The sequence below is a fragment of the Nonomuraea sp. NPDC049158 genome (genome assembly GCF_040648335.1).
Classification (GTDB): domain Bacteria; phylum Actinomycetota; class Actinomycetes; order Streptosporangiales; family Streptosporangiaceae; genus Nonomuraea.
Window position 1 is genome coordinate 777,743 of sequence record NZ_JBEZDM010000001.1, and the last position, 21,718, is coordinate 799,460.

General features: G+C 69.9%; 19 protein-coding genes. 7 read left to right on the plus strand and 12 right to left on the minus strand.

Features of this window, described 5'->3' with window-relative positions:
* Window positions 1-14: 14 nt before the first annotated feature.
* The 6 genes from AB0B61_RS03440 to AB0B61_RS03465 all read right to left on the minus strand — a co-directional run bounded on the left by AB0B61_RS03440 (window position 15) and on the right by AB0B61_RS03465 (window position 6,794).
* On the minus strand, window positions 15-1,265 hold the full coding sequence (locus AB0B61_RS03440) for a lanthionine synthetase C family protein (protein WP_358427684.1): 1,251 nt from the start codon (window positions 1,263-1,265) through the stop codon (window positions 15-17).
* Entirely contained in the window at window positions 1,160-4,060 is a 2,901-nt protein-coding gene (locus tag AB0B61_RS03445; RefSeq protein WP_358427281.1) for a lantibiotic dehydratase, read from the minus strand. Before AB0B61_RS03445 ends, AB0B61_RS03440 begins: the two co-directional genes overlap by 106 nt.
* A gap of 69 nt (window positions 4,061-4,129) precedes the next feature.
* Complete coding sequence (fxlA, locus tag AB0B61_RS03450) at window positions 4,130-4,264, minus strand: FxLD family lanthipeptide (RefSeq protein ID WP_358427284.1); 135 nt, start codon at window positions 4,262-4,264, stop codon at window positions 4,130-4,132.
* A gap of 30 nt (window positions 4,265-4,294) precedes the next feature.
* Window positions 4,295-5,533, minus strand: a complete 1,239-nt coding sequence (gene fxlM, locus AB0B61_RS03455; RefSeq protein WP_358427287.1) for a methyltransferase, FxLD system — start codon at window positions 5,531-5,533, stop codon at window positions 4,295-4,297.
* Window positions 5,534-5,604: 71 nt separating this feature from the next.
* Window positions 5,605-5,919 (minus strand): hypothetical protein, encoded by a 315-nt coding sequence (locus AB0B61_RS03460; protein WP_358427290.1) that lies wholly within the window; start codon window positions 5,917-5,919, stop codon window positions 5,605-5,607.
* 521 nt (window positions 5,920-6,440) lie between these two features.
* The gene (locus AB0B61_RS03465) at window positions 6,441-6,794 is read right to left on the minus strand and encodes a hypothetical protein (protein WP_358427293.1); all 354 of its coding nucleotides are present in this window, start codon (window positions 6,792-6,794) and stop codon (window positions 6,441-6,443) included.
* A 173-nt stretch (window positions 6,795-6,967) separates the two neighbouring features.
* Here AB0B61_RS03465 and AB0B61_RS03470 point away from each other — a divergent pair, with 173 nt between their 5' ends.
* Both AB0B61_RS03470 and AB0B61_RS03475 read left to right on the plus strand, forming a co-directional pair.
* Window positions 6,968-8,380, plus strand: coding sequence for a helix-turn-helix transcriptional regulator (locus AB0B61_RS03470; protein WP_358427296.1), 1,413 nt, complete (start codon window positions 6,968-6,970; stop codon window positions 8,378-8,380).
* Window positions 8,358-8,918 (plus strand): GNAT family N-acetyltransferase, encoded by a 561-nt coding sequence (locus AB0B61_RS03475; RefSeq protein ID WP_358427299.1) that lies wholly within the window; start codon window positions 8,358-8,360, stop codon window positions 8,916-8,918. Before AB0B61_RS03470 ends, AB0B61_RS03475 begins: the two co-directional genes overlap by 23 nt.
* An 89-nt stretch (window positions 8,919-9,007) precedes the next feature.
* Here AB0B61_RS03475 and AB0B61_RS03480 read toward each other — a convergent pair whose 3' ends face one another.
* The 3 genes from AB0B61_RS03480 to AB0B61_RS03490 all read right to left on the minus strand — a co-directional run bounded on the left by AB0B61_RS03480 (window position 9,008) and on the right by AB0B61_RS03490 (window position 13,210).
* Entirely contained in the window at window positions 9,008-10,468 is a 1,461-nt protein-coding gene (locus AB0B61_RS03480) for a sulfite exporter TauE/SafE family protein (protein WP_358427302.1), read from the minus strand.
* Entirely contained in the window at window positions 10,465-11,670 is a 1,206-nt protein-coding gene (locus AB0B61_RS03485; RefSeq protein ID WP_358427305.1) for a tetratricopeptide repeat protein, read from the minus strand. Before AB0B61_RS03485 ends, AB0B61_RS03480 begins: the two co-directional genes overlap by 4 nt.
* 163 nt (window positions 11,671-11,833) lie before the next feature.
* A complete protein-coding gene (locus AB0B61_RS03490; protein ID WP_358427308.1) occupies window positions 11,834-13,210 on the minus strand; it encodes a DUF4331 domain-containing protein in 1,377 nt (458 codons plus the stop codon).
* A 220-nt stretch (window positions 13,211-13,430) separates the two neighbouring features.
* Between AB0B61_RS03490 and AB0B61_RS03495 the strand changes: the two genes are divergently transcribed.
* Both AB0B61_RS03495 and AB0B61_RS03500 read left to right on the plus strand, forming a co-directional pair.
* The gene (locus tag AB0B61_RS03495; RefSeq protein ID WP_358427311.1) at window positions 13,431-15,146 is read left to right on the plus strand and encodes an ABC transporter ATP-binding protein; all 1,716 of its coding nucleotides are present in this window, start codon (window positions 13,431-13,433) and stop codon (window positions 15,144-15,146) included.
* A gap of 100 nt (window positions 15,147-15,246) precedes the next feature.
* Entirely contained in the window at window positions 15,247-16,071 is an 825-nt protein-coding gene (locus AB0B61_RS03500; RefSeq protein ID WP_358427314.1) for a MurR/RpiR family transcriptional regulator, read from the plus strand.
* 19 nt (window positions 16,072-16,090) lie between these two features.
* On the opposite strand, the gene AB0B61_RS03505 is transcribed toward AB0B61_RS03500, so the two are convergent.
* Genes AB0B61_RS03505 through AB0B61_RS03515 form a run of 3 tightly spaced genes read right to left on the minus strand, consistent with a single transcriptional unit; the run spans window position 16,091 to window position 18,331 of the window.
* Window positions 16,091-16,837, minus strand: a complete 747-nt coding sequence (locus AB0B61_RS03505) for an ABC transporter permease (RefSeq protein ID WP_358427317.1) — start codon at window positions 16,835-16,837, stop codon at window positions 16,091-16,093.
* Complete coding sequence (locus tag AB0B61_RS03510; protein WP_358427320.1) at window positions 16,834-17,787, minus strand: ATP-binding cassette domain-containing protein; 954 nt, start codon at window positions 17,785-17,787, stop codon at window positions 16,834-16,836. Before AB0B61_RS03510 ends, AB0B61_RS03505 begins: the two co-directional genes overlap by 4 nt.
* 10 nt (window positions 17,788-17,797) lie before the next feature.
* On the minus strand, window positions 17,798-18,331 hold the full coding sequence (locus tag AB0B61_RS03515; RefSeq protein ID WP_358427323.1) for a PadR family transcriptional regulator: 534 nt from the start codon (window positions 18,329-18,331) through the stop codon (window positions 17,798-17,800).
* Window positions 18,332-18,384: 53 nt separating this feature from the next.
* Here AB0B61_RS03515 and AB0B61_RS03520 point away from each other — a divergent pair, with 53 nt between their 5' ends.
* The 3 genes from AB0B61_RS03520 to hutI are packed head-to-tail and all read left to right on the plus strand — an operon-like array spanning window position 18,385 to window position 21,649.
* On the plus strand, window positions 18,385-19,071 hold the full coding sequence (locus AB0B61_RS03520; protein WP_358427326.1) for an SDR family oxidoreductase: 687 nt from the start codon (window positions 18,385-18,387) through the stop codon (window positions 19,069-19,071).
* 26 nt (window positions 19,072-19,097) lie between these two features.
* The gene (locus tag AB0B61_RS03525) at window positions 19,098-20,489 is read left to right on the plus strand and encodes a formimidoylglutamate deiminase (protein ID WP_358427329.1); all 1,392 of its coding nucleotides are present in this window, start codon (window positions 19,098-19,100) and stop codon (window positions 20,487-20,489) included.
* Window positions 20,486-21,649 (plus strand): imidazolonepropionase, encoded by a 1,164-nt coding sequence (hutI, locus tag AB0B61_RS03530; protein ID WP_358427332.1) that lies wholly within the window; start codon window positions 20,486-20,488, stop codon window positions 21,647-21,649. The genes AB0B61_RS03525 and hutI overlap by 4 nt, the downstream gene beginning before the upstream one ends.
* Window positions 21,650-21,718: the final 69 nt, after the last annotated feature.

The following is a 21,718-nucleotide window of genomic DNA, read 5'->3' on the forward strand; positions in this document are numbered from 1 at the left end:
TCCCCCCGGTTTGGTCAGCGGAGCAGAAGGCAGGCGTCCCAGGTGGTGGTGGGCGGCGCATCGTCGGCAAGGGTGTGGAGGGCGAGCCCGTAGCCGGTGCGTCCGGTGAGAAGCCCCGGTGCTGCGCTGGGAGCGGTGGGGCCGTCCAGCAGCAGGTCGGTGACGCAGGAGATCGGTAGGCGGTGTGGGGCGATCGAGTCGGCCGCGAAGGCAGCCACGGTCATGAACAGCCCTGCTGTGCCGTGGCACAGGCTCTGGTCGATGATCCGCCGTAGTTGGCGCGGGTTGTTGAGGCAGCCGATCAGGGCGCGTTCTGTGGTGGTCTGGCGGGCGGTGTCGTCGGTGGCGAGGGCTGCCAGTTGCTGGGCGCGTGCCAGGCCGGGGGTGCCGTAGCACCAGGAGGGGCGCAGTGGTCCGGGTTGGGTGGTCCGGCCCTGCTGGAGTTCGGCGAGGGTGATGGCTTCGGGCCACCAGGGGGCGCCGAGGTGGTCGTGCTGCCAGTCGTCCAGCCAGGCGCAGATTCGGCCGATGGCCTCCATCTGGCCTGGCAGGATCAGGCCGGCTCTGGCGGTGAGCGCCAGTAGCGCCAATGGTCCGGCGATGCCGTGGGCCATCCCGTGGTTGCTGTGCCCGCCGGGCGGGGCGGCCGCGGTGCGCTTGGCTGAGGACAGCGTCCACCAGCCCGGCAGACCGTCTATCGGTTCGGTGAGCCGGATGAGATAGGCCAGCACGTTCTTGACCAGGTCGCCGCTGGGGTCATGTCTCCACAGGTGTGCGCCGAGACCGGTGAGACCGCTGATCAGGTCGAACTCGGTCAGCGCGGGTCGCTCACCGCGCTCCATGCGCTGGGAGGCGGCGGCGAGCCGGTCGCGGGTGAGGGCCGCGACGCCCTCGTCCAGGATCGCCTGCGAGGGCCGGTACCCGATGTGAGGGGCGGGATGGAGGGCGAAGGCGAGCGCGGGCGCCCCGAGGTAGAGGCAGGCCCCCGCACCGATGGTGAGATCGTCCCGAGTCGCCAAGGTCAGCCAGTCGTGCGCCTCCCGCCACCCGGCGCTGCCCGTGACGGCCCGCTCGATGTGCAAGAGCGCGATCCCGACGGCTCCGCCGCTGAGTGACTGGACTGGCCGCCTGGCCGCATCAGGTGTCTGGAGCTGGCGGGCTATGGCGTCGGCATGGTAGCGGGCCCGCTGGTGGACGTCGATGTGCCGCTCCCTTCTCCTCGCGCGATCAGGCCCTGGGACAGGGTCCGGGCCAACCGCAGACAGATCCGTTCCGACTCGGCGTCGATCCCGATCATGCGGGCGTGGTGCAGGTGCAGCAGGTCGCTCAGAATGATGTCCAGGTCGCCTGGTTCGAGAAGTGCCCTGTAGGTGGCCAGCGCCGTACGCCTCCGTTCGATCAAGTCGGGCGGAAGGTTGGCTGGACGCTGGGCCTGCTCCGTAACCGTCCGATCGAGCGCCTTGGGCCCGCCGTGGGCGATGTGTTCCACGAGCCATGGCATGCCGCCGGTGCCCAGGAAGCCCGTCGCGAGGTCTATCAGGCTTGCCGCAGTCGCAGCCTGTGGATTAGCCGTGGTGCGTAGCTGCGCGACCACGATCGCGGAGTCGGCGGCGAACACGGCTTCGGCGGCGGCCATGGCGGGGCCGGTGCCGAACCGGCCGATTTCCGGCCGGTAGGTGTCCAGGCAGAGATCGCGCAGCAATCCGGCACGGTGCACGGCGCGTGCCCACTGTCCGAACGACCGGGTGGCGGGTCCATACCGGTCGCCATCATGCAGGGGCAGCCGGATCCGCACGTGCGGTATTGGAGTGTTGTAGCGGATGAACCACCAGTCATCGCAGGGCCCGTGCTCCCAGTCGATGAGCAGGTCCGGCAGACGGATCGTGAGGAGTTCAGATTGTCGTTCGGGGTGGCCGAACAGGTTCGCGTACAGCCACGGTGAGTCTCCGGGCAGGTGGCCGGGACCATGATGGGTCCGCTCACGCCGCAACGGTCGTGTCAAGGGGCGGGGCGGGGTGGTGGAGGCGAGGGGAACGACGATCTCGTGGGGGCGCCCGCCGAGCCAGGCGTCGTCGGTCACGTCCTCGATCAGCCGCGCTTTGCCGGTGCGGTCCAGGTGGCGGCGCAGCAGCGCCAGGTGCGCGCCCTCGGTCAGGTCCACCCGGATCAGGACGTCATCGTCGCCGAACCGCACCACGTCCGGGATGTGGCGTGCTTGCCGGTGCTCCTGGAACCGCTTGGCCCATTCCCCGGTGGTGGCGGCCGCTGCGGGCAGGTCCGAGGCGATGAGGGTCCACCGAGCCGGGCTGAGGATCGTCCGGCCGTACCGGACGCGAGGAAGGAAGGCGAACCGGTCGGCGACGCGACCCCATCTGAAGGTGGTGCAGGGTGTCGAGGTCGCGGTGCTGACTTCGCACAGGAACCGGGCCAATGGGTGGGCGCTGTGATGCAGGTTGGTCGCGTTCAACATCAACGGCTCCACGGCGCACCCGCGCGTGAGCGACACCAGGATCAGGCGGCGGGCGTCGGCGGTGACCGCCAGGTCGTCGAGATCGACCGCTGAGCCGCTCGGGCGGCGATGTTCTCCCAGCGACAGCACTGGCAGCACGTCCGGGGTGCGGGCCAGGCCGTCCGTGCGGGCACGCAGCGGAGGGACCGACAACTGCATGGCCATCGCGCCGGCCGTGCTGGTCGGGAGGCGACGGTAGGCGCCGGCGATCCGCTCCCGGTCCGCGGCGGGCAGAAGATGCAGGAACCGGCCCACCGAAGTGCCGGCGTGCCGCGACGCGCACACCACAGTGAGGGTGAAGTCCCCGGTGTCCAACGCGGCGGGAGTCGGGGCGCTGACGGCGACCCGCACCTCGGTGTGCGGGGCTGGCCCTGCCCCGTCGCCCGTCTCCAGTTCGGCCACCATGTCATCGGTGAGGACCAGCTCGGCGTACCCGCTCAGGGCGGCCTTGTGGGCAAGGACCGCAAGCGTGGCGTCTCGGCGGGTCGGTGTGGGGTCGTGGGTGGCGAGTGAGCCGCGGAACCCGGCGGGGTAGCCGAGCCCGCGATCAGGGTCCAGAAGTTCCCGGATCCCCACTTGAGCCCCCGGACCATAACGGTCGACGAACGCGGTGTGGTACGCCTGCCACGCGGGCTGTCTGGGGGCCAGCCGAACCAGGATCGCGGCGGCCGTCTCGACCTCCTCGATCAAGCGGGGAGGCAGGCTGATCGAGCAGTCCAGCCGCAGACCGACCGCCAGCCGGGAGCCCGGATCGAGGGCAGCAGAAGTGGCGGCCGGGCCCTGCAATTGGGCGGTGATGTGGGCGAGGGGGTCGGTGACGGTCATCGGCGGTCGCACGCTGGTGAGCAGGATCCGCAACCGCACCAATTCGGTGAGCATGCCCTCGATGACCGTGACCGCTGTCTGCGGAGACTCAGCGGCCAGCTTCGCCAGCAGATCACCGAAGACGACCGGCGTGGCCGCCTCCTTCAGAGCGCTGCGGACCGCCGTGGTGTAGCGCACGGAAACCTCCGACACCGTCCCATCAGCGCTGGGCGGGTAGGGCAGAACCCAGTCCGCGCCGCGCGCGAACCCTAGGTTGTTCGCCTGGACCGGCAGCACTCGCAGCAAAGCCGGATCGTCTTCCAGCGCGCTGATCGTCTCGGCGAGCCACAGGGAATCCGGCCGCAGTACGGCGGTATGCCGGTCACCGAACGCGACCGAGGCAGTGGAAGCCATGGTGGCGGGGGCGATTCCGGCGAACAGGCCGAACGGTGTGGCCCGGGTCGTCCACCGCAGGAGATAGCGCATCAGTGCCTCGGCCGCGCGATGGACCTGACGCGGCCGGAAGGCGCTCGGGTGATCACATATTCCGGTGAGGACGCGCGCCAGATCAGGGCTGGCGATCGTGACGGCGTCGCCTACCCCTGGCGTCGGCCAGACCTCGCAGATCCAGCTGGCAGCGTCGCGAGCATCGTTCCTGGTGAGGTCGGGCCATGGTGGCAGAACCAAGTCTTTCGGGTAGGCAGCGACGCGAACGACGGCGGCGTCCACGGCTCGGAAGCGATGCATCTGGCCGTTCCTCCGTTCTCGAGGGGGTGTTCCCGGCCATGCGGAGTGGCCGGGAACACCCGGGAGGGGTTAGCAGTTGGCGATGCCGGCGCTGCCGGGGGTCTCGCCGCAGCCGTCGCTGGTGCAGTCGTCGGAGTCGAGTCCGATGAACGCGGGTGTGGCCTTCAAGAAGCGGACGTCAAGGGTGAACTCGTGCGGCTCCATGTACCGGATCCTTTCGATCGGAGGGTGGGGCTACCTGGCCGTCGGCCAGGAGATCACGAGACGGGCGTGTTCCTTGTCCAGGACGTGCCCGTCTGGTAGTTGGCCGTTCGGTGTGCCTGCCGGGTGGACCGACAGGCGGGGTTCCGGCCGACCGGCCAGGTTCCACGCGGCGATCTGGTCGGCCAACCGCCGCGCGGACTGCTCGCCTTGCGGGCCGTGCGCGAAGGCGCCGAATTCAAAGACGTCGCCGTCGATGGGGCGGGGCTTGGGGCGGTAGGCCAGGTTGGGGCCGTCCACGAGCGCCGGTGTGCCGTACTGCCATGGCAGCGCCACAATGCCATGGTCGATCGCTTTCTGTGACGCGGTGATCAAGCTGAAGCCGGGCAGGGTCGTGGCGAGCCATAGGTCCTGGTCGCTGTACCGGATCCCGGCACCCACCGTGATGCCGGTCCACACCTCCGCGCGCGGCAGGTTCAGCACTCCAGATAGCGCCGCCGCGTCAATGGTGTCTTTCTCGTCCCGCCACAGCCCGACCGTGTGATCTCTGTCAGCGTCGAGCAGCGGAGTCGCGGTGCCCTTGTGGGCTCCCGCGCCCTGCATCGCGACGAAGCCGCACACCTGACGATCACGGCTCACCAGGGCGCCGTCCTGATGTTCCAGGACCCAGGACCTGGTCAAGCCCCAGGTGCGCAGCGGGACGACCAGTCTGCCGCCCTTGGCGAGCTGCGAGGGCCAGGCCGGGGGAACGTCCCACGAGCCGACCGTGACGATGATCGCGTCGAACGTGCGGCCCGGTTCGATCTCGAACTCGGCGTCCGCGCAGATCACCTCCACGTCGCCGTACCCGGCACCCGCCAGGAACCGCTGGGCGCGGTCGGTGACCTCAGGGTCGATGTCGATCGTGGTCACCGAACCCGTCGGCCCGACGACCTCTCGGATCAAGGCCGCGTTGTAGCCGCCGGATCCCACTTCCAGAACCCGGTCGCCGGGCTTGAGCTTTGCCTGGCCCAACATCACCGCCTGCAGCCAGGGCGCCGACACCGAGCTCATGGAGGCGCCGCGCTCGTTGCGCTTGGTGACGACCGCGGTGTCCTCGTAGGCGGCTTGCAGATCGACGTCGCCCGTGAACAGATTACGAGGCACCGTCCGCAGCGCCCGCTCGACCTCAGCCGGCAGCACCAAGCCCAGCGCCTGGTGGCGAAGGGCGATCTTCTCGATCATGGCGGTGCGTAGCGCTGTGACGTCCTGGACGTCATTGTCGGTGGTCACAGGTTGGATCCCCTCTTCTCGGTGGTGCTGGGCAACTGGTCGATCGTGGCTGCTGGCGGGATCCTCCGGGCTCAGCCACGCCGTCCCCGTCCCTTCAGGAAGGTGTCGGGCTCCGGCGTCTCCCTGCGGCGCAGGTGCTCGGCGTGGTGCGCTTCGGCGAGAGCGATGTAGATGTCGAGGGCCTGGCGGTAGAGGCCGCGGCCGGTCTCCTCGTAGTGGTCGCCGGTGCGGCGCAGCACGAAGAACTGGCCGCCCTCGGACGCCCACTCCCACCGGCCGCAGCACGAGGTGTGTGAGACGCGTAGCTGGCTGCCGACCGGCCTGTACGGCTCCCACTTGAACGCGGGTTCATTTTGCTCGTGCTGCGGTTGTCGGGCTCTGGTCATCGTCTGCTCTCTCCACGCGGGTCTGACTGCCTGATGCCGTGGGGAGAGCAGTAACAGGAGGGTTGTCAGCGTCGTCGCTGGCGATCGGTGATCGCCGGCCCTCCTGCCAGATGTTGTGGATGAGGAAGGCGAGTGCGATACCGGCGTCCATGACATGACCTTCGTGTGGGGAGCCGGGGCGTTGTACGCCCCCTGGCCGCCAGGGGAAGACGGACGAGTGCACATCCAGGTGTCCGCCTTCCCCGGCCCGGTCGCCCAACTACGGCGAAGCGGCCAGGCTCGCGCAGTGGGGAAGAGGACGACCGAGAGGTGGATCTCGCGGCCCACGGCCGGGCTTGTCCCCGTACGTGGGCCGCGAGACGAGTCGACGCGGGTCCGAGGGAATGGAGAGTTCGGATGGTCGGCCCGCGCCGGAGTGCACGACCGTGGAGGGGTTCGCCCCTCCGGCCGGTCGCGCCGGGACGTGGGGAGTTGCTGCCGGACCTTTCGGTGGGCAGCGTGCTGGGCCACGTCTCGCTTGCTCACCCGGCCATCTCCTGAAAGAAGCCGGGGGGAATGTGGACGACCGTGGACGGGTGCGCCGGGATGGCCTCGGCCACCACCACCAGCAGTTCCGGATCGACGTTGAGGACGTTGCGCCACAGTTCGCGGAGGCTTCTGCCGTCGACTGGAGCGTTGACGTCCATGTCGTAGGCCGGGAACGCCCTGAACTTGCGGCCCCACGGCTCCCACATCACCTGCCAGCGGCCGTCCCACGACTCCTGCAACTGCGCGGCCAGGAGGTGGGCATTCTCGTCGCTCAGCACCTCGCCGGCGCGGTGCTGGAAGTCCTCGACGCGGTGCCGTGGGGTTGTGTTACCGCCGCCGTTGCTCATGGCCCGTCTCCTTCCGTTCATCCCGCGCTTAAGCAGCAAACCAAGCCGCCCGAGGTAGCTCCAGAGCGGTTTCGCGGCATCAGATGTGGCAGAAATGAAGCACCATGCCCGATGAGCAGGGCACTTGAATGGCTGGCGCTTTACGCTTGGTGGTGGCGGAGGGAGCTCAGCGCGTGGCACTGAAGCGGGTTCGGTTCATCCAGAGGCGCAAGGCCATTGGGCTGACGCAGGAGGCGTTGGCCGACGCGCTGGGTGTCGAACGTTCCACTGCCAGTCGCTGGGAGCGGGCCGAGACGGAACCGCAGCCATGGTTGCATCCCAAGATCGCCGCCCTGCTCAAGGTCACAGCGGCTGAGCTGGAGGAACTGCTGGCCGACATCGTTACGCTGCCGGGCAAGTCAGGCGACTACATCTTGCACTCGTCGGTGCCGCTGGATTTCTCACTCACAAATCAGCACACCGTAGAGATCATGGAGAGTTTTACAGGCTACGACATCGCGTCTCGGCGACAGGTGGTCGCGCAACTGGCGGTACTGGCCGGCTCCGCTCTGCTGCAACCTATACGCCAGTGGGTAGCCGGCTTGCCGGTCATGCCTGTCAGCAGTGAGGCGCGCCCGGAGACGCTAGCAGAGCTGGAACAGGCGGTAGTGCTGTTTCGGCGATGGGATGCCTCCGGCGCCGGTGGTTTGCGCCGGAAGGCCGTTGTCGGGCAGTTGAACGCTGTCACTGAAAGCCTGAACGAGCACAACTCCCCTGAGGTTACACGGCGGCTGTTCCATGTGGCTGCCGAGCTGGCACAGTTGGCCGGATGGATGGCCTACGATCAAGGGCTGCATGGCATGGCCCAGCGCTATTACTTGCTGGCACTGCACGCCTGCCGTGAAGCGGCTGCGCCGGCACTGGGCGCAAAGATCATCGGCGATATGACGCAACTGTCTACCGCGCTGGGTAAATTTAGCGACAGTTTGAGCTTGACACGCACCGCGCTATGCAGCCTGCCGCACGGTGCGAATGATCTGGTGCGCGCCGAACTGCTGGGGTTGGAAGCCCGCGCTTATGCCCAACTGGGAGAACGAGAAGCCGGGAACGCCGCGCGCAGCGCCGATGCCTGTGTTGAAATCTGGCAAGAAGCGCAAGGTGACGCCCGCCCGGACTGGGTCCATTACATGAATCAGGCAGAGGTGGATTGTCTGGCGGCCAACGCTTTCACCGAGCTGGCGCTGCGAAGCACGCAGCCGACACGTTGGCAGCAGTACGCGACGCGGGCCGAAAGCCACACCCTGAGTGCGCGCGCCAGCCGGGATGAGGGATACACGCGCAGTCGCATCTTCGATGAAGTCCGGCTGGCGAAGGTTCGGTTGGCTCAGCGTGAGCCGGTGGAGGCCGCGATCGTAGCTCACACCTCCTTGCAGATGGCCCAGCAAGCACGCTCGACACTGGTGGTGGATTGGTTCATCCGCTTGGATGGCGCGCTGGTGGGCCGCTACCCCGATTGCTCCGAGGTCGCCACGTTCCACGAGCAGTTGCGGGATTACCTGCGGCGGGCCGCCCCGGCGAGGGAGTGTGAACTCGTTGCCCGCCATTAATTACCAGTCGCTCAGCAGCGAACCGGCCGCCCAGCAACTAGACGAACTCACCGAGCTGTACAGCGAGGTCTACGCTGGGCCGCCGTATGCGTGGGGCCCGGAGCACGCCCAGCTATTCCGGGAACGCTTTGAAGTGCAGCGTCAGCAAGAGGGATACCGGCTCATCACGGCAAGAGAGCACAGCCACCTCGTTGCTTTTGGTTTCGGTGTGACGCTACAGCCGACAACGCTGTGGTGGCGCAACCTGGTGGCTCCGCTCCCCGAGAAGATCACCGCCGAACACCCCGGCCGTACCTGGGCGTTGGTCGAGCTGCTGGTACGCGCTCCGTGGCGACGCCAGCATGTGGCCGAAACCATCCATGACATGCTGCTGACCAGCAGACCGGAAGAACGGGCCACTTTGACCGTGCTGCCAGCCGCTACGCCTGCCGTAGCTGCGTACCGCAAATGGGGATGGTACAAGGTAGGCGAGAAACGGAACCCGTTGCCGGGAGCACCGGTGTTTGCGGTCATGATAAGAAATTTGCGCTTGGAGTGAGACGACCGCCGCGCGGCTGAGGAACGAGGTTCCCGTTCGCCCGCCGGATAGGTGCCGTCGAGGATCTTGGTCCGGAGGTCGGCCAGGACCTAGAGGGCGATGGCCGAGCGGAGGGCCAGGCCCGCGCCCAGCAGCATCACCATGCCGGCCGTGCCCAGCGGCGCCAGGGTGGACAGCCGGGCGGCGAGGCCCCGTCCCCGTGAGGCGCGCCGTTCGAGGCGGTCGACGAGCTTGACCAGCAGAAGGCCCGTCACGGTGAGTGTCGCGGCCATGCCGAGGCCGTACGCGGTGACCAGGGCCACCCCGAACCAGGTACGACCCAGCGCGATCGCCCCCAGCAGCACGATGAGCGCCGATGGGCTCGGCACCAGCCCGCCCGCCACTCCCATCCCCAGCAGCCCGGCCCGCGTCGAGCCCGCGTGCCCATGCTCATGGTCGTGCTCATGCCCGTGACCGTGGCCGTGGCCATGTCCATGTCCGTGGCCGTGACCGGTGGTGCGGCGGGTGGACAGGAGCAGGCGCAGGCCGATGAAGGCGATCAGCACGCCGCTGGCCACCCCCAGCCACCCCAGCACCGCCTCCCCGGCCAGCGCCGTGAACGCGCTCAGCAGCAGGCCCACCACCAGCACCCCGACCGTGTGCGTGGCCGTCACCGTGGCCCCCACGACCAGGGCGTCACGCGGTCGTCCGCGCCGTCCGGCCAGGTACGCGGCCATGATCGTCTTGCCGTGTCCGGGGATCAGCGCGTGCCCGGCTCCGAGGAGCATCGCCAGCGCCACGGCCAGCAGCCCGAGCGGCACGGTGAGCGAGTCGGCGCCGATCAGGCCGGTGAACGTCCGGTCCAGCGCCGCCAGCGCGTCCCCGATCGGTCCACCGACGCTGATCGTGCCGAGTCCAGAAGGCGTGCCGCCGGAGCCGGGGGAGCCGCCGGACAGGGCGGAGGCGGCGCCGCCGACGGTGATGGCGGCCGTGCGCTGGTCGAGCGGGTCGGTCAGCAGGTCCTGCGGGTACTTGCGCAGCTCGTCGCTCACGCTGGCCGACGGCACGGACGACCGGGTCAGCCGTACCCCGTCACCGACGGCGGTGATCTCGCGCCAGCCGATCCGGTCCTGCTCGAACGCGTCGGTGAAGGACACCGCGCCCGACACCCGGGTCTCGGCGACCAGCCCGCAGGTCAGGCGGCTGGTCTGCAGGCCGCCCTGCCCCGGCGCGTAGGCGAACGCCGAACGCGACACCCGCCACGGCACCGCCGTACCCCGGACGGTGAGCCGCTGGGCGGCGGCCAGCGTGGCGCAGGTCCTGGCCGCGTACGAGCCGTCCACGCCCGGTTTCGCCTGGAGCGTCGGCAGCTCCGCCGCGTCCACGACCGCCTCGTTCTCCACCCGGTCGGGCCGCAGGCGCAGCCCGTTGTAGTGGTTGACGGTGAAGTTCCCGAGCGGATGCCGGGCCACCGTCTCCGCCCGCGCCGCGGCCACGAACAGCACCGAGGCGCACGTCGACAACACCAGGCCCGCGACGACGGACAGCAGGCCGAGCCGGAGCACCCTCATGAGAACCTCGCCAGTGCGGGCAGGGACGGATCGAAGCCCGGGGGCACGCGCGCGGGCTTGCCGAGCGCGCGTTCGATCCGGGCGCGGTGGTAGCCGAGCAGCGGGTTGCGCCAGCCGGTCGAGGTGGCCTTCTTCGCGTACGGGAGGGCCTCGCCCGGCTTGCCCGCCTTGAACAGGGCCCAGCCGAGCGCGTCGGCGGCGACCAGGTTGGGATTGCGCGCGTACTCCGTCCTGGCATGCCGTACGGCCAGCGCCGGGTCGCCGTGATCGGCCTCGAACTCGGCCCAGGTGAGGTCGTCCCGCACCCCGGCGGCCCGCAGCAGCTTCCGCTGGGCCTCCAGCAGCGTCCAGTCCGGTTTCAGCCCCGCCTTGATCCGGGTCTCGCCCTGCTCGATCAGGTACTGGGACAGCGGCAGCCGCTCGACCACCCGCTGGTAGAGGTCGAGAGCCTCGGTCGTCCTTCCGCCGAGCGCCGCGACCCTGGCCTGTCCGGCGAGCGCGGGGGTGTAGCCGGGGTAGGCCTGGAGCGCCTTGGCGTACCAGTCGCCGGCTGCGGCCAGGTCGCCCGAGTGCAGGGCCAGCTCGCCCAGGTAGTAGCGGGTGTAGGCGACGTCCGCCGGGGCGTAGGCGTCGTTCTGGGCGTACTCCAGGAACTTGCGCGCCCCCGTCCGGTCGCCCCGCAGCTCGGCCGCGTAGGAGGCGCGGGCGAACGACGCCACGCCGGGACGCAGCCCCATCATCGCGTCCACGGCCTTCGAGGCTCCGCTCAGGTCGCCGAGCTGCGTCTTCGCGTCGGCCAGCACCCCGTGCGCCGCCGCGCTGTAGGGGTTGGCGCCGATGGCCCGCCGCGCCAGCCGTACCGCTTCGGAGAACTCGTGGCGGCCGGCGGCGAGCGCCGCCTGGCCGGTCAGGACCGCGTCGTCGGCGGGATTCAGCCGGGCGGCGGTGGCCAGGGCGCCTTGGGCCTTGGTGTAGTACGACGGGTCGCCGGTGACCCTGGCCTGGTCGACGTACTCCAGGCCGAGCTGGGCCCAGCCGCGGTAGTCGCCGGGCAGGCGCTTCAGGCGGGCCTGCAGCGTCTCCGTGAAGGTCGCGGCCTGCGTGGTTCCAGTAGAGGTCGCCGGCGGGGCGTAGACGGCGTAGGCCGTGAGGGCCAGCGCGCCGGCCACGACGAGGCCACCGGCAAGGGCGAGGGATCGCATCCAAGGCTCCGGAGATCGGAAGGGGTCGGCGCGGACGGGTCGAGGGCCGGCCGGCCCTGACGGGGGACAAGGCCGGCCGGCCGGGTTCGCGGCGGGAGTTTGGGAGACGGGCCCGCCGCGGAGGGGACCGGCCGGCCCGGAGAGGAGGCCGGCCGGTCGGGGCTCATCGCTGGTTCACAGCCACGTTGCTGGGCAGCGGGATGTACGGGAACGAGTCCAGGATGGGCTTGTCGTTCTTGTCGACCTTGTCCGTCAGGCCGGGGACGAGCTTGCCGGACAGCGCGGCGCCCGCCACGGCCTGCAGCGAGATGTCCACGACGTCGTCGGACAGGCGGCGGCCGTTCGGGAAGCCCGCCAGGTCACCGGCCAGTACGCCGAGCCGGTTGGGGTCCTTGGACGGCGGGACCGCCATGTTGAGCCGCAGCATCTCGGAGGGACGCAGCTTGCCGGCGTCCTTGTTGAGGGTCTGCGAGTTCAGGTCGGCCTTGATCGGCCCGTTGCCCTTGGCGATGCCGGTCAGGAAGATCTCGACCAGGTCGCCGCGCGGGGTCGCCGGCGCCTTGATGCCGTAGATGCCCTCCAGCAGCCTGGCCACCTCGGGGTCGGTGACGCGCTTGACCACCTCCGGGATGCCGGCGTCCTTGACCGGGGGCAGCGAGTTGAACGCGTCCTTCAGACCGGCCGGCATCACGACCTCGTTGACCAGCGGGTTGCCCAGGCGCGAGACCTGGACGTAGCCGTTCGGGCGCCACTTGTCCGTGGTGGACCAGATGCCGACCACCGGGTTGCGCCGGGCGTCGCCCCGGAGCGCCAGGTCGTGGGCGGGCACCTGGACGGCCAGGGTGCTCACGTTGTAGCCCTTGGTGGTGTCCTGGCCGACCTCGGACAGGTTGCCGCCGTAGAGCAGGTCGAAGACGCGCAGGTCCAGGAAGAACGCCTCGTCGGACTGGCCGGCGTAGGCCTTGCCGCCGTTCGGGAGGCTCTTCAGTGACTGGGCGCGCAGCGTGCCGTAGTCGGGCATCGAGGCGGGGCCGACGTTGCTCGGCGCGACGATGCCGTCCGAGATGAGCGTCCTGCTGCCGCCCTCGGTGATCCGCCTGAGCGTGTAGTGCTGGCGGAAGAGCAGGTTCTCGTCGTGGAGCGAGGTGACGGGCCCGTTGTTGTACAGGAACGTGGCGTTGCCGCGCCGGTCCTCATCGCGGAAGGTCCACTGGTAGACGATGTCGGGCTTGGCGTCGCCATCGTTGTCGATCTTGATGTTGTAACGCGACTTGGTGTCGAACGTGTAGAAGTTCGGGCCGCCCTGCGGCTCCTGGAACGGGATCCAGTTGGCCAGCAGGGTCACCGTGTCGGCCTTGTCGGGGCTGACGAACGCGTACACGTCGGTGTTGTCGTTGCGCGGGTCCCCCGCGATCATCGGTGCCTCGCGGTGCGAGGAAGCGTCGCCGGAGTCGGTACGGAGCAGGGCGAACGAGGAGGCGGTCAACGCCGCCGCGACGCCCAGTCCGACTAGAGCGCGCCGGTTGATCCGGAGCTCCATGTTCGGTCCTTTCGAGAGTGCTGATCGTGATCGAGAGGTTCCGGCCGGGTTCCTCGACGGCGTATTCGTCGCAACTCCGCGAACGGATGTGTCTTCTCCTCCTCGAGAATGAGACGTCAATGAAAGTTGACATACTTAGGTCGTCAATTTAGGTTGACGGGTGCGGATTGCGCCCCGCCGTTCGTTGGGGATGTCGGGATATATCGCGAGAGGAGACACGGTGATCAGAGAGCTGCTCGCCTACATGCGCCCACACAGGAAGATCTTGGTCCTCGGGGGGTTACTCGGCCTGGTCGGCTCGGCGGCCGGCCTGGCGATGCCGTTGCTGGCCAAGTACGTGGTGGACGCCTTCGGCCAGGATCAGTCGATGGCCGGGCCGTTGGTCGGGCTGACCGTGGCGGTGCTGGTCGGGGCGGTGGTGTCGGCTCTGGGCACGTACCTGATGGAGCGCACCGGCGAGGGCATCGTGCTGGGCGCGCGGCGCCGGCTCATCGACCGGATGTTCCGGCTGAAGGTCGCCGACGTGGACCGGCTCAAGCCCGGCGATCTGTTGTCGCGGGTGACCGGTGACACGACGCTGTTGCGGGCCGTACTGACCAACGGGGTCGTGAACTCGATCGGCGCGGTGTTCATGCTGGCCGGCGCGATCATCCTGATGGCGACCATGGACGGCGTGCTGCTGCTGGTCACGCTGCTCGTGGTGGTGGTGATCGGCGGGCTGACCGGGCTGGTGATGCCCAGGATCCAGCGGGCGCAGAAGCAGGCCCAGGAGGCCGTCGGCGAGATGGGCGCCGTGCTCGACCGGGCGCTGCAGGCGTACCGGACGGTCAAGGCCAGCGGCGCGGAGGATCGCGAGATCGCGGTCGTCGGCGGCGCCGCCACGCGCGCTCGCGACCGGGGACTGCAGGTGGCCGGGTGGACCTCGCTGGCCGGGGTGGCGACCTGGATGACGGTGCAGATCGCCTTCCTGTGCGTGCTGGCCGTCGGCGGGGCGCGGGTCGCCTCGGGTGTGCTGGAGGTCTCGTCGCTGATCGCGTTCCTGCTCTACCTGTTCTATCTGGTCGCGCCCATCGGGCAGATCGTCGAGGGCATGGTGCAGCTGCAGCAGGGCCTGGCGGCGATGAAGCGGATCAAGGAGATCGAGGACCTGCCCGCCGAGCCGGTCGGCACCACGGTTCCGGCGGCCCTCCTCGGGGCGCGGCCTGCGGGGGTGCGGTTCGAGGACGTGGTGTTCCGCTACGGGGACGACCGGCCGATCGTGCACGACGGGGTCAGCTTCGACGTGCCGCCCGGCGGGCTGACCGCGCTCGTCGGGCCGTCGGGCGCGGGCAAGTCGACGGTGTTCGCCCTGCTGGAGCGCTTCTACGAGCACCAGGACGGTTTGATCACGGTCGACGGCCGGGACATCCGCGACTGGCCGCTCGCCGAGCTGCGGGCCACTCTCGGCTATGTCGAGCAGGACGCTCCCGTGCTGGCGGGCACGCTCAAGGAGAACCTGCTCTTCGCCGCCCAGGACGCCACCGAGGAGGAGCTGCGGCGCGCGATCGTCCGCACCCGCCTGGACGACCTGGTGGCCAGGCTGCCCGAGGGGCTTGAGACGGCGGTCGGACATCGGGGCGTGCTGCTGTCGGGCGGCGAGCGGCAGCGGGTGGCCATCGCCAGGGCGCTGCTGCGCAAGCCCAGGCTGCTCCTGCTCGACGAGGCCACCTCGCAGCTCGACGCGGTCAACGAGCTCCGGCTGCGCGAGGTCATCGCCGAGGTGGCCGCCGAGACGACCGTCCTCGTCATCGCGCACCGCCTGTCCACGGTGACCAACGCGGACCGCATCGTGGTCATGGAGGCGGGCGGGGTACGCGCGGTCGGCACCCACGACGAGCTGGTGGGCCAGGACGACCTCTACCGCGAACTGGCCGCGACCCAGTTCCTGGTGAGCTAGCACTCTGCGAGTGACATAGGTGAATGTGTTCATTCAGGAGGTCGTATAAGCCGCACCGCGCGGGGGGATGAGAAGTCGGACAGATGGTGTTGGAGCTGCTGTGACAGGTGGATACCACAGTGGTCTTGGCGGGCTTCTCGACGGGCGGCGGCTGTCTCCGGTGCAGCGGCGGATCGCCCACTACCTGTCCGAGCACCTCGACGAGGCGATCTTCCTGTCCAGCGTCGAGCTGGCCGAGCGGTCAGGGGTGAGCCAGCCGTCCGTGACCAGGTTCGCCATGGTGCTCGGCTTCGCCGGCTATCCGGAGCTGCGGCAGGCGCTGCGCCCGCTGGTGCTGGGCGGGCCGCCGGAGGAGAGCCTGCTCCAGGGCGCCATCGACAGCGAGATCCGCAACCTGGCCGCCGTCAGGGAGCGGCTGGCGGGCCTGCCCCTGAAGGAACTGGGAGAGTCGCTGGCCGCCACCGAGCCGCTCCCGGTGCTGGGGCTGCGGGTCTCCTGCGGGCTGGCCACCACCTTCGCCTACTACGCGCGGCGGATCCATCCGGAAGTGCGGCTGCTGACCCACGGCGGCTCCGAGCTGATCGATGGGCTGCACGCCGCGCGGCGGGCGGGCGCCGAATGGCTGCTCGCCGTGGTGCTGCCGCGCTATCCGGCCGAGGTGATGCACGCCCTGGAGTACGCCGAGAAGCTGGGGCTGCGGATCGCCGTCATCTGCGACAAGGCCGACTTCCCCGCCGAGGTGGTGCTCGACGCGCCGGTGGGGGACCGGCTGGTGTTCGACTCCCACGCGGCGCCGCTCACGCTGGCCATGGCCCTGGTCGAGGCCATGGCCGACGCCGCGCCGCTGCGTACTCAGGCCCGGCTGGAGGAGTACGAGCGGATGACCGACGAGACCGGCACGTTCGTGACCGGCGATACCCCCTGATCGGTTCCAGTCCCACAAGCTAACCGGCGATCCGGCGTAGTGAGCGCACCGACCAGGTCACGGTCAGCGCGGCCAGCACCAGCATGACCGCGAACGCGATCGGGATCGACACGTCGGTCAGATTCCCGGCGAACAGCGCCCGGCCCGCCACCACCGGGTGGTACATCGGATTGAACACGGCCACCTTCCGCATCCACTCCGGCGCCAGCGTCATCGGCAGCAGCGCCCCCGACAGCAGCATGACGGGCAGGGCGAAGAACTGCATGATCTGCGCCATGCCGTTCTCGTCGCGCAGCGACAGCGCCAGGCCGTACGCGATGCCGGAGGAGAACAGGCCGGTCACCGCGATGAGCACCACCATGACGGCGAGTCCGGGCAGGCTGGCGCGCATGCCCATGACCAGCGCGATCACGATCACCACGACCGACTGGAGCATCAGCACCACCCCGTCGCGGAGCGTGCGGCCGAGCACGATCGACGGGCGCCAGGCGGGGCTGACCGCGATGCGCTCCAGGACGCCGCTGCGCAGCTCGTAGATCATGCCGTAGCCGACGCCGATCGCCCCGAACAGCGCGGTGATCACCAGCATGCCCGGCGCGAAGCTCGTGAGCTGCGCGGAGATGGGCTGTCCGGCGGCACCCGCCACCAGCGGGCCGAACAGCAGCAGGTACACCACCGGCTGGACGATGCCGAACAGCGGCCAGATCGGGTTCCTGAACGTGTTGCGCAGCTCGTACACCAGGAAAAGCAGGGTGTGACGGATCATGCGGCGGCTCCGGTGTCGCGCAGGGATCGGCCGGTCTTGGCCAGGAAGACGTCGTCGAGGGTGGCGCGGTCGAGCGCGATCGAGGACAGGGCGAGGCGCTGCTCCTGCAGCGCCCGCAGCAGTGTGGGCAGGGTGTGCTCGCCGTCGTCGACGTACACGCGCAGCACGTCGTCGTCGACGCGCGTCTCGCGGGCGTACGGCTTGAGCGTCTCGGCGGCCCGCTCCGGCTCGTCCAGCCTGAGCGTGACGACGTCGTCGGCGACCTCGCGCTTGAGCTCGCCCGGTGTGCCCTCGGCCACCACCAGGCCGTGGTCGACGATCACCAGCCGGTCGCACAGCGCGTCGGCCTCGTCGAGGTAGTGGGTGCTGAGCAGCACGCTGGTGCCGAGCTCGCGCAGCTGCCTGATGCGGTCCCAGAGGTTGGCCCGGTTCTGGGGGTCGAGCCCGGTGGTGGGCTCGTCGAGGAAGAGCAGCGGCGGGCTGTGCACCAGCCCGAGCGCGATGGCCACGCGCCGTTTCTGGCCGCCGGAGAGTGTACGGCCGGGCCGGTCGGCGATCTCCGTCAGGTCGAACCTGGCGAGTACGTCGGCTGTGGCGCCGGCCGGGTCGGGCACGCTGTGGATCTTCGCGGCCATGACGATCTGCGCCCGTGGCGTGGTGGCCTCTTCCACCCCACCGGCCTGGCTGACGTAGCCCAGGTTGCGCCGGACGGCGCCGGGCGCCTTGAGTAGGTCATGCCCGGCGACGGTGGCCGTGCCGGAGTCGGGTGTGATCAGCGTGGCGAGCATTCTGATCGTGGTCGTCTTGCCGGCGCCGTTCGGGCCGAGGACGCCGAAGATCTCGCCCTTGCCCACTTCGAGGTCGACACCACGGACCGCTTCCACGGTCTGGGTGCCCTTTCTGCTCCTCGTGGTGAATGTCTTGCGTAAGCCGTGCGCGTCAATGATCATGTGCGGCTCCTTACGGTAGTTCGTCGTTCTCGACTCTGGTGACCGCCTTCTCCGCCCAGTCGAGGTGCGCGGTGAGCATGGCGACGGTCAGGCGAAAGTTCTCGTCGACATGCCGGGGCGCGCCGTAGCGCTGCTTGACGCCGTAGATGCTCTCCATCGTCTCGATCGACATCCTGAGCTGCCGGATCCTGCCGTCGAGCGCGTCGAGGATCTCCTGCTTGGGCAGGCGGTCCATGAACGTGAGCGCCACCTGGAAGGGATCGATGATCGGCCGGACGTCGTACCAGGTCTCGAGCAGCTGGCGGTGGAACTCCATGCGGCCCGCCTCGGTGATCTCGTAGACCGTCTTGCCGCCCTTGCCGCTCTCGACCACCTCAAGCAGGCCCTCGTCGGCCATCTTGCTCAGCCCGTGATAGATCGAGCCGAACGCCACGTTGGCCCAGTGCTCCGCGCCCATCACCTCCAGATGCCGGCGGACCTGATATCCGTTGAGCGGCTTGTCGAGGAGGCAACCGAGGATGAGCACACGGGTCGAAGAAGACATATTCAAGTTTGTAGTCAAATTTGAACCCATGTCAAGGTCATAAACTGAGCCGCATGACTGAACGACCGATCGCGCTGGTCACCGGCGCCTCCCGTGGTGTCGGCGAAGCGATTGCCAGGGCGCTGGGGCCCACGCACCACGTCATCCTCGGCGGCCGCGACCGCGACGCGCTGGCCGCCCTGGTGGCCGAACTGCCCGACGCCAGGGCGTGGCCGGTCGAGCTGACCGAGGTCACCGAGGCCGACGTGGCGGGCGTCGAGCGGCTCGACCTGCTCGTGCACAGCGCCGGGGTCGGCCTGCTAGGGAAGGTCGCGGAACTCACGACCGACGTGTGGCGCAGGACGATGGAGCTCAACGTGATCGCCGTCGCCGAGCTGACCCGGCTGCTGCTGCCCGCGCTCAGAGGGGCCGGCGGTCACGTGGTCTGCGTCAACTCCGGCGCCGGGCTCCGGGCGAACCCCGGCTGGGGCGCCTACGCGGCGAGCAAGTTCGCGCTGCGGGCCTTCGCCGACGCGCTGCGCCAGGAGGAGGCCGAGCTCAGGGTGACCACCATTTTCCCGGGCCGGGTGGACACCGACATGCAGCGCGGTGTCCGTGAGCAGGAGGGCGGCGACTACCAGCCCGACAAATACCTCAAGCCCGAGTCCGTGGCCCGCGCGGTGCTGGCTGCCGTCAACGCCGGGCCCGACGCGCACCTGACCGAGCTCACGCTGCGGCCCAGCGCGGGCCCGGTCAACTGAATGGATTCATTCACTACAGTGTCCTCATGCGGGGCGGGGGTGGTCGCTCTCGCGAACGTTCTGGAGGACCTGTGTCGGTGACCTACTGGTGCGAGCACGCCTGGCTGCCCGACGGCGTCCACGAAAACGTGCTCATCAGGGTCGACGGGACCCGAATCGCCGACGTGACGCGGGGCGACCCTGACGGCGCCGAGGGCCTGGCGGGCCTGACGGTGCCCGGTCTGGCCAACGCCCACTCCCACGCCTTCCACCGGGCGCTGCGCGGCATCACGCAGGCGGGCGCGGGCGACTTCTGGACGTGGCGTGAGCGGATGTACGAGGTGGCCGCGGCGCTCGACCCGGACCGCTACCTCGCGCTGGCCAGGGCCGCCTACGCGGAGATGGCGCTGGCGGGGGTCACCTGCGTGGGGGAGTTCCACTATCTGCACCACGCGCCGGGCGGCCGTCCGTACGACGACGCGAACGCGATGGGCCACGCGCTCATCCAGGCCGCCCGGGAGGCGGGCCTGCGCATCGCGCTGCTCGACACCTGCTACCTGACGGGCGGCATCGGCACGGGCGCGGCGGCCGGTGGCGGCACGAGCCTGGTGGGGGCGCAGGCGCGCTTCGGGGACGGGGACGCCGACGGGTGGGCGAGCCGGGCCGACGAGCTGGCCGCCGCCTACAAGGGGCAGCCCGACGTGGAGATCGGCGCGGCCGTTCACTCGGTGCGGGCCGTGCCGGCGGAGCAGATGCCGGTGGTCGCCGAGTTCTCCCGCCACCACGCGGCGCCGCTGCACGCGCACGTCTCCGAGCAGCGGGCCGAGAACGCCGCGTGCGTGGAGATGTACGCGGCCAGCCCGGTGCAGGTGCTGCACGAGCGGGGCGTGCTCGGGCCGCGCTCCACCGCCGTCCACGCCACCCACCTGAGCGACGTCGACATCGAGCTGCTCGCCCAGTCCGGCACGCACATCTGCATGTGCCCCACCACCGAACGCGACCTGGCCGACGGCATCGGGCCCGCCAGGACGCTGTTCGACCGCGGCGCGCCCATCACGCTCGGCTCCGACAGCCATGCGATCATCGACCTGTTCGAGGAGGCCCGGGCGGTCGAGCTGGACGAACGGCTGGCCACCGGCGAGCGCGGCCACTGGCGCGCCGAGGAGCTCCTGACCGCCGCCACGGCCGTGGGCCACACCTCGCTGGGCTTCCCCGACGCCGGGCTGCTGGTGCCGGGCGCCTGGGCGGATCTGGTCTCCGTACGTCTCGACTCGGTCCGTACGGCGGGCGCCGGCGGGCTGGAGGCGGTGGTGTTCGCGGCGACGGCGGCCGACGTGCACTCGGTGATCTCAGGTGGCCGGCGCGTCGTGTCGGACGGGCGGCACACGCTGGGCGACGTGGGCGCCATGCTGACCGAGGCGATGGGATGGGTTCGATGACCTCTGTGCTGTTCGACGGGATCAAGCTGCTCTACACCGGGGATCCGGAGCGGGAGGAGATCGAGGACGCGGCGCTGGTCGCCGAGGACGGCCTGGTCACTTGGGTGGGCCCGGCGGAGCGGGCGCCGGAGGCCGACGAGCGGGTGGACGCCGGCGGCCGGGCCGTCATCCCGGGGTTCGTGGACAGCCACGCGCACCTGGTGTTCGCCGGTGACCGGACGCACGAGTTCCAGGCGCGCATGTCCGGCGTGCCCTACACCGGTGGCGGCATCAGGACCACGGTCGCCGCCACGCGCGCGGCCTCCGACGCGGAGCTGGCGACGAGGGCCGCCGCCCTGGTCGGCGAGATGCGGGCGCAGGGCACCACTACCGTGGAGATCAAGAGCGGTTACGGGCTGACCGTCGAGGACGAACGGCGCTCGCTGGAGATCGCCACCGGGCTGACCGACGAGACCACCTACCTCGGGGCGCACGTGGTGCCCTCGGGCATCGCGGCCGACGACTACGTGCGGCTGGTCACCGGCGAGATGCTGCGGGCGTGCGCGCCGTACGCCAAGTGGGTGGACGCCTTCTGCGAGCGCGGCGCCTTCGACGGCGACCAGACCAGAGCGGTGCTGGAGGCCGGGATCAAGGCGGGGCTGCAGGCCAGGGTGCACGCCAACCAGCTCGGCGAGGGGCCTGGCGTGCGGATCGCCTGCGAGCTGGGCGCCGCCTCGGCCGACCACTGCACCCACCTGACGGCCGCCGACGTCGACGCGCTGGCCGCCTGCGCGCCGAAGGACGCCCCTGGCACCGTGGCGACGCTGCTGCCCGGCGCCGAGTTCTCCACCCGGTCGCCGTACCCCGACGCCAGGAGGCTGCTCGACGCGGGGGCGGTCGTCGCGCTGGCCACCGACTGCAATCCCGGCTCCTCCTACACCTCGTCGATGGCGTTCTGCGTGGCGCTGGCCGTACGGGAGATGGAGATGACGCCGCTGGAGGCGATCAGGGCCGCGACCCGTGGCGGGGCCCGCGCGCTACGGCGTACGGACGTAGGCTGGTTGCTACCGGGAGCCCGCGCGGACCTCGTCGTGCTCGACGCTCCTTCCTACGTCCATCTCGCCTATCGGCCGGGTGTTCCCCTCGTTCACCAGGTGTTTCTCGGTGGTCTCCTCCTTTAGGAGGACATCCAGAACCGTCCCCTGGTCGTAGCCCTTTAGGGAATCTTTGCATCTGGCCGGACGTTGGCC

Excerpts from the sequence above, each read along its gene's own strand:
- AB0B61_RS03485 (WP_358427305.1), bottom strand. The coding sequence starts at position 11,670 with ATGCGATCCCTCGCCCTTGCCGGTGGCCTCGTCGTGGCCGGCGCGCTG.
- AB0B61_RS03480 (WP_358427302.1), bottom strand. The coding sequence starts at position 10,468 with ATGAGGGTGCTCCGGCTCGGCCTGCTGTCCGTCGTCGCGGGCCTGGTG.
- AB0B61_RS03460 (WP_358427290.1), bottom strand. The coding sequence starts at position 5,919 with ATGACCAGAGCCCGACAACCGCAGCACGAGCAAAATGAACCCGCGTTC.
- fxlA (WP_358427284.1), bottom strand. The coding sequence starts at position 4,264 with ATGGAGCCGCACGAGTTCACCCTTGACGTCCGCTTCTTGAAGGCCACA.
- AB0B61_RS03520 (WP_358427326.1), top strand. The coding sequence starts at position 18,385 with ATGACTGAACGACCGATCGCGCTGGTCACCGGCGCCTCCCGTGGTGTC.
- AB0B61_RS03525 (WP_358427329.1), top strand. The coding sequence starts at position 19,098 with ATGCGGGGCGGGGGTGGTCGCTCTCGCGAACGTTCTGGAGGACCTGTG.
- AB0B61_RS03510 (WP_358427320.1), bottom strand. The coding sequence starts at position 17,787 with ATGATCATTGACGCGCACGGCTTACGCAAGACATTCACCACGAGGAGC.
- AB0B61_RS03465 (WP_358427293.1), bottom strand. The coding sequence starts at position 6,794 with ATGAGCAACGGCGGCGGTAACACAACCCCACGGCACCGCGTCGAGGAC.
- AB0B61_RS03490 (WP_358427308.1), bottom strand. The coding sequence starts at position 13,210 with ATGGAGCTCCGGATCAACCGGCGCGCTCTAGTCGGACTGGGCGTCGCG.
- AB0B61_RS03445 (WP_358427281.1), bottom strand. The coding sequence starts at position 4,060 with ATGCATCGCTTCCGAGCCGTGGACGCCGCCGTCGTTCGCGTCGCTGCC.
- hutI (WP_358427332.1), top strand. The coding sequence starts at position 20,486 with ATGACCTCTGTGCTGTTCGACGGGATCAAGCTGCTCTACACCGGGGAT.
- AB0B61_RS03505 (WP_358427317.1), bottom strand. The coding sequence starts at position 16,837 with ATGATCCGTCACACCCTGCTTTTCCTGGTGTACGAGCTGCGCAACACG.
- AB0B61_RS03515 (WP_358427323.1), bottom strand. The coding sequence starts at position 18,331 with ATGTCTTCTTCGACCCGTGTGCTCATCCTCGGTTGCCTCCTCGACAAG.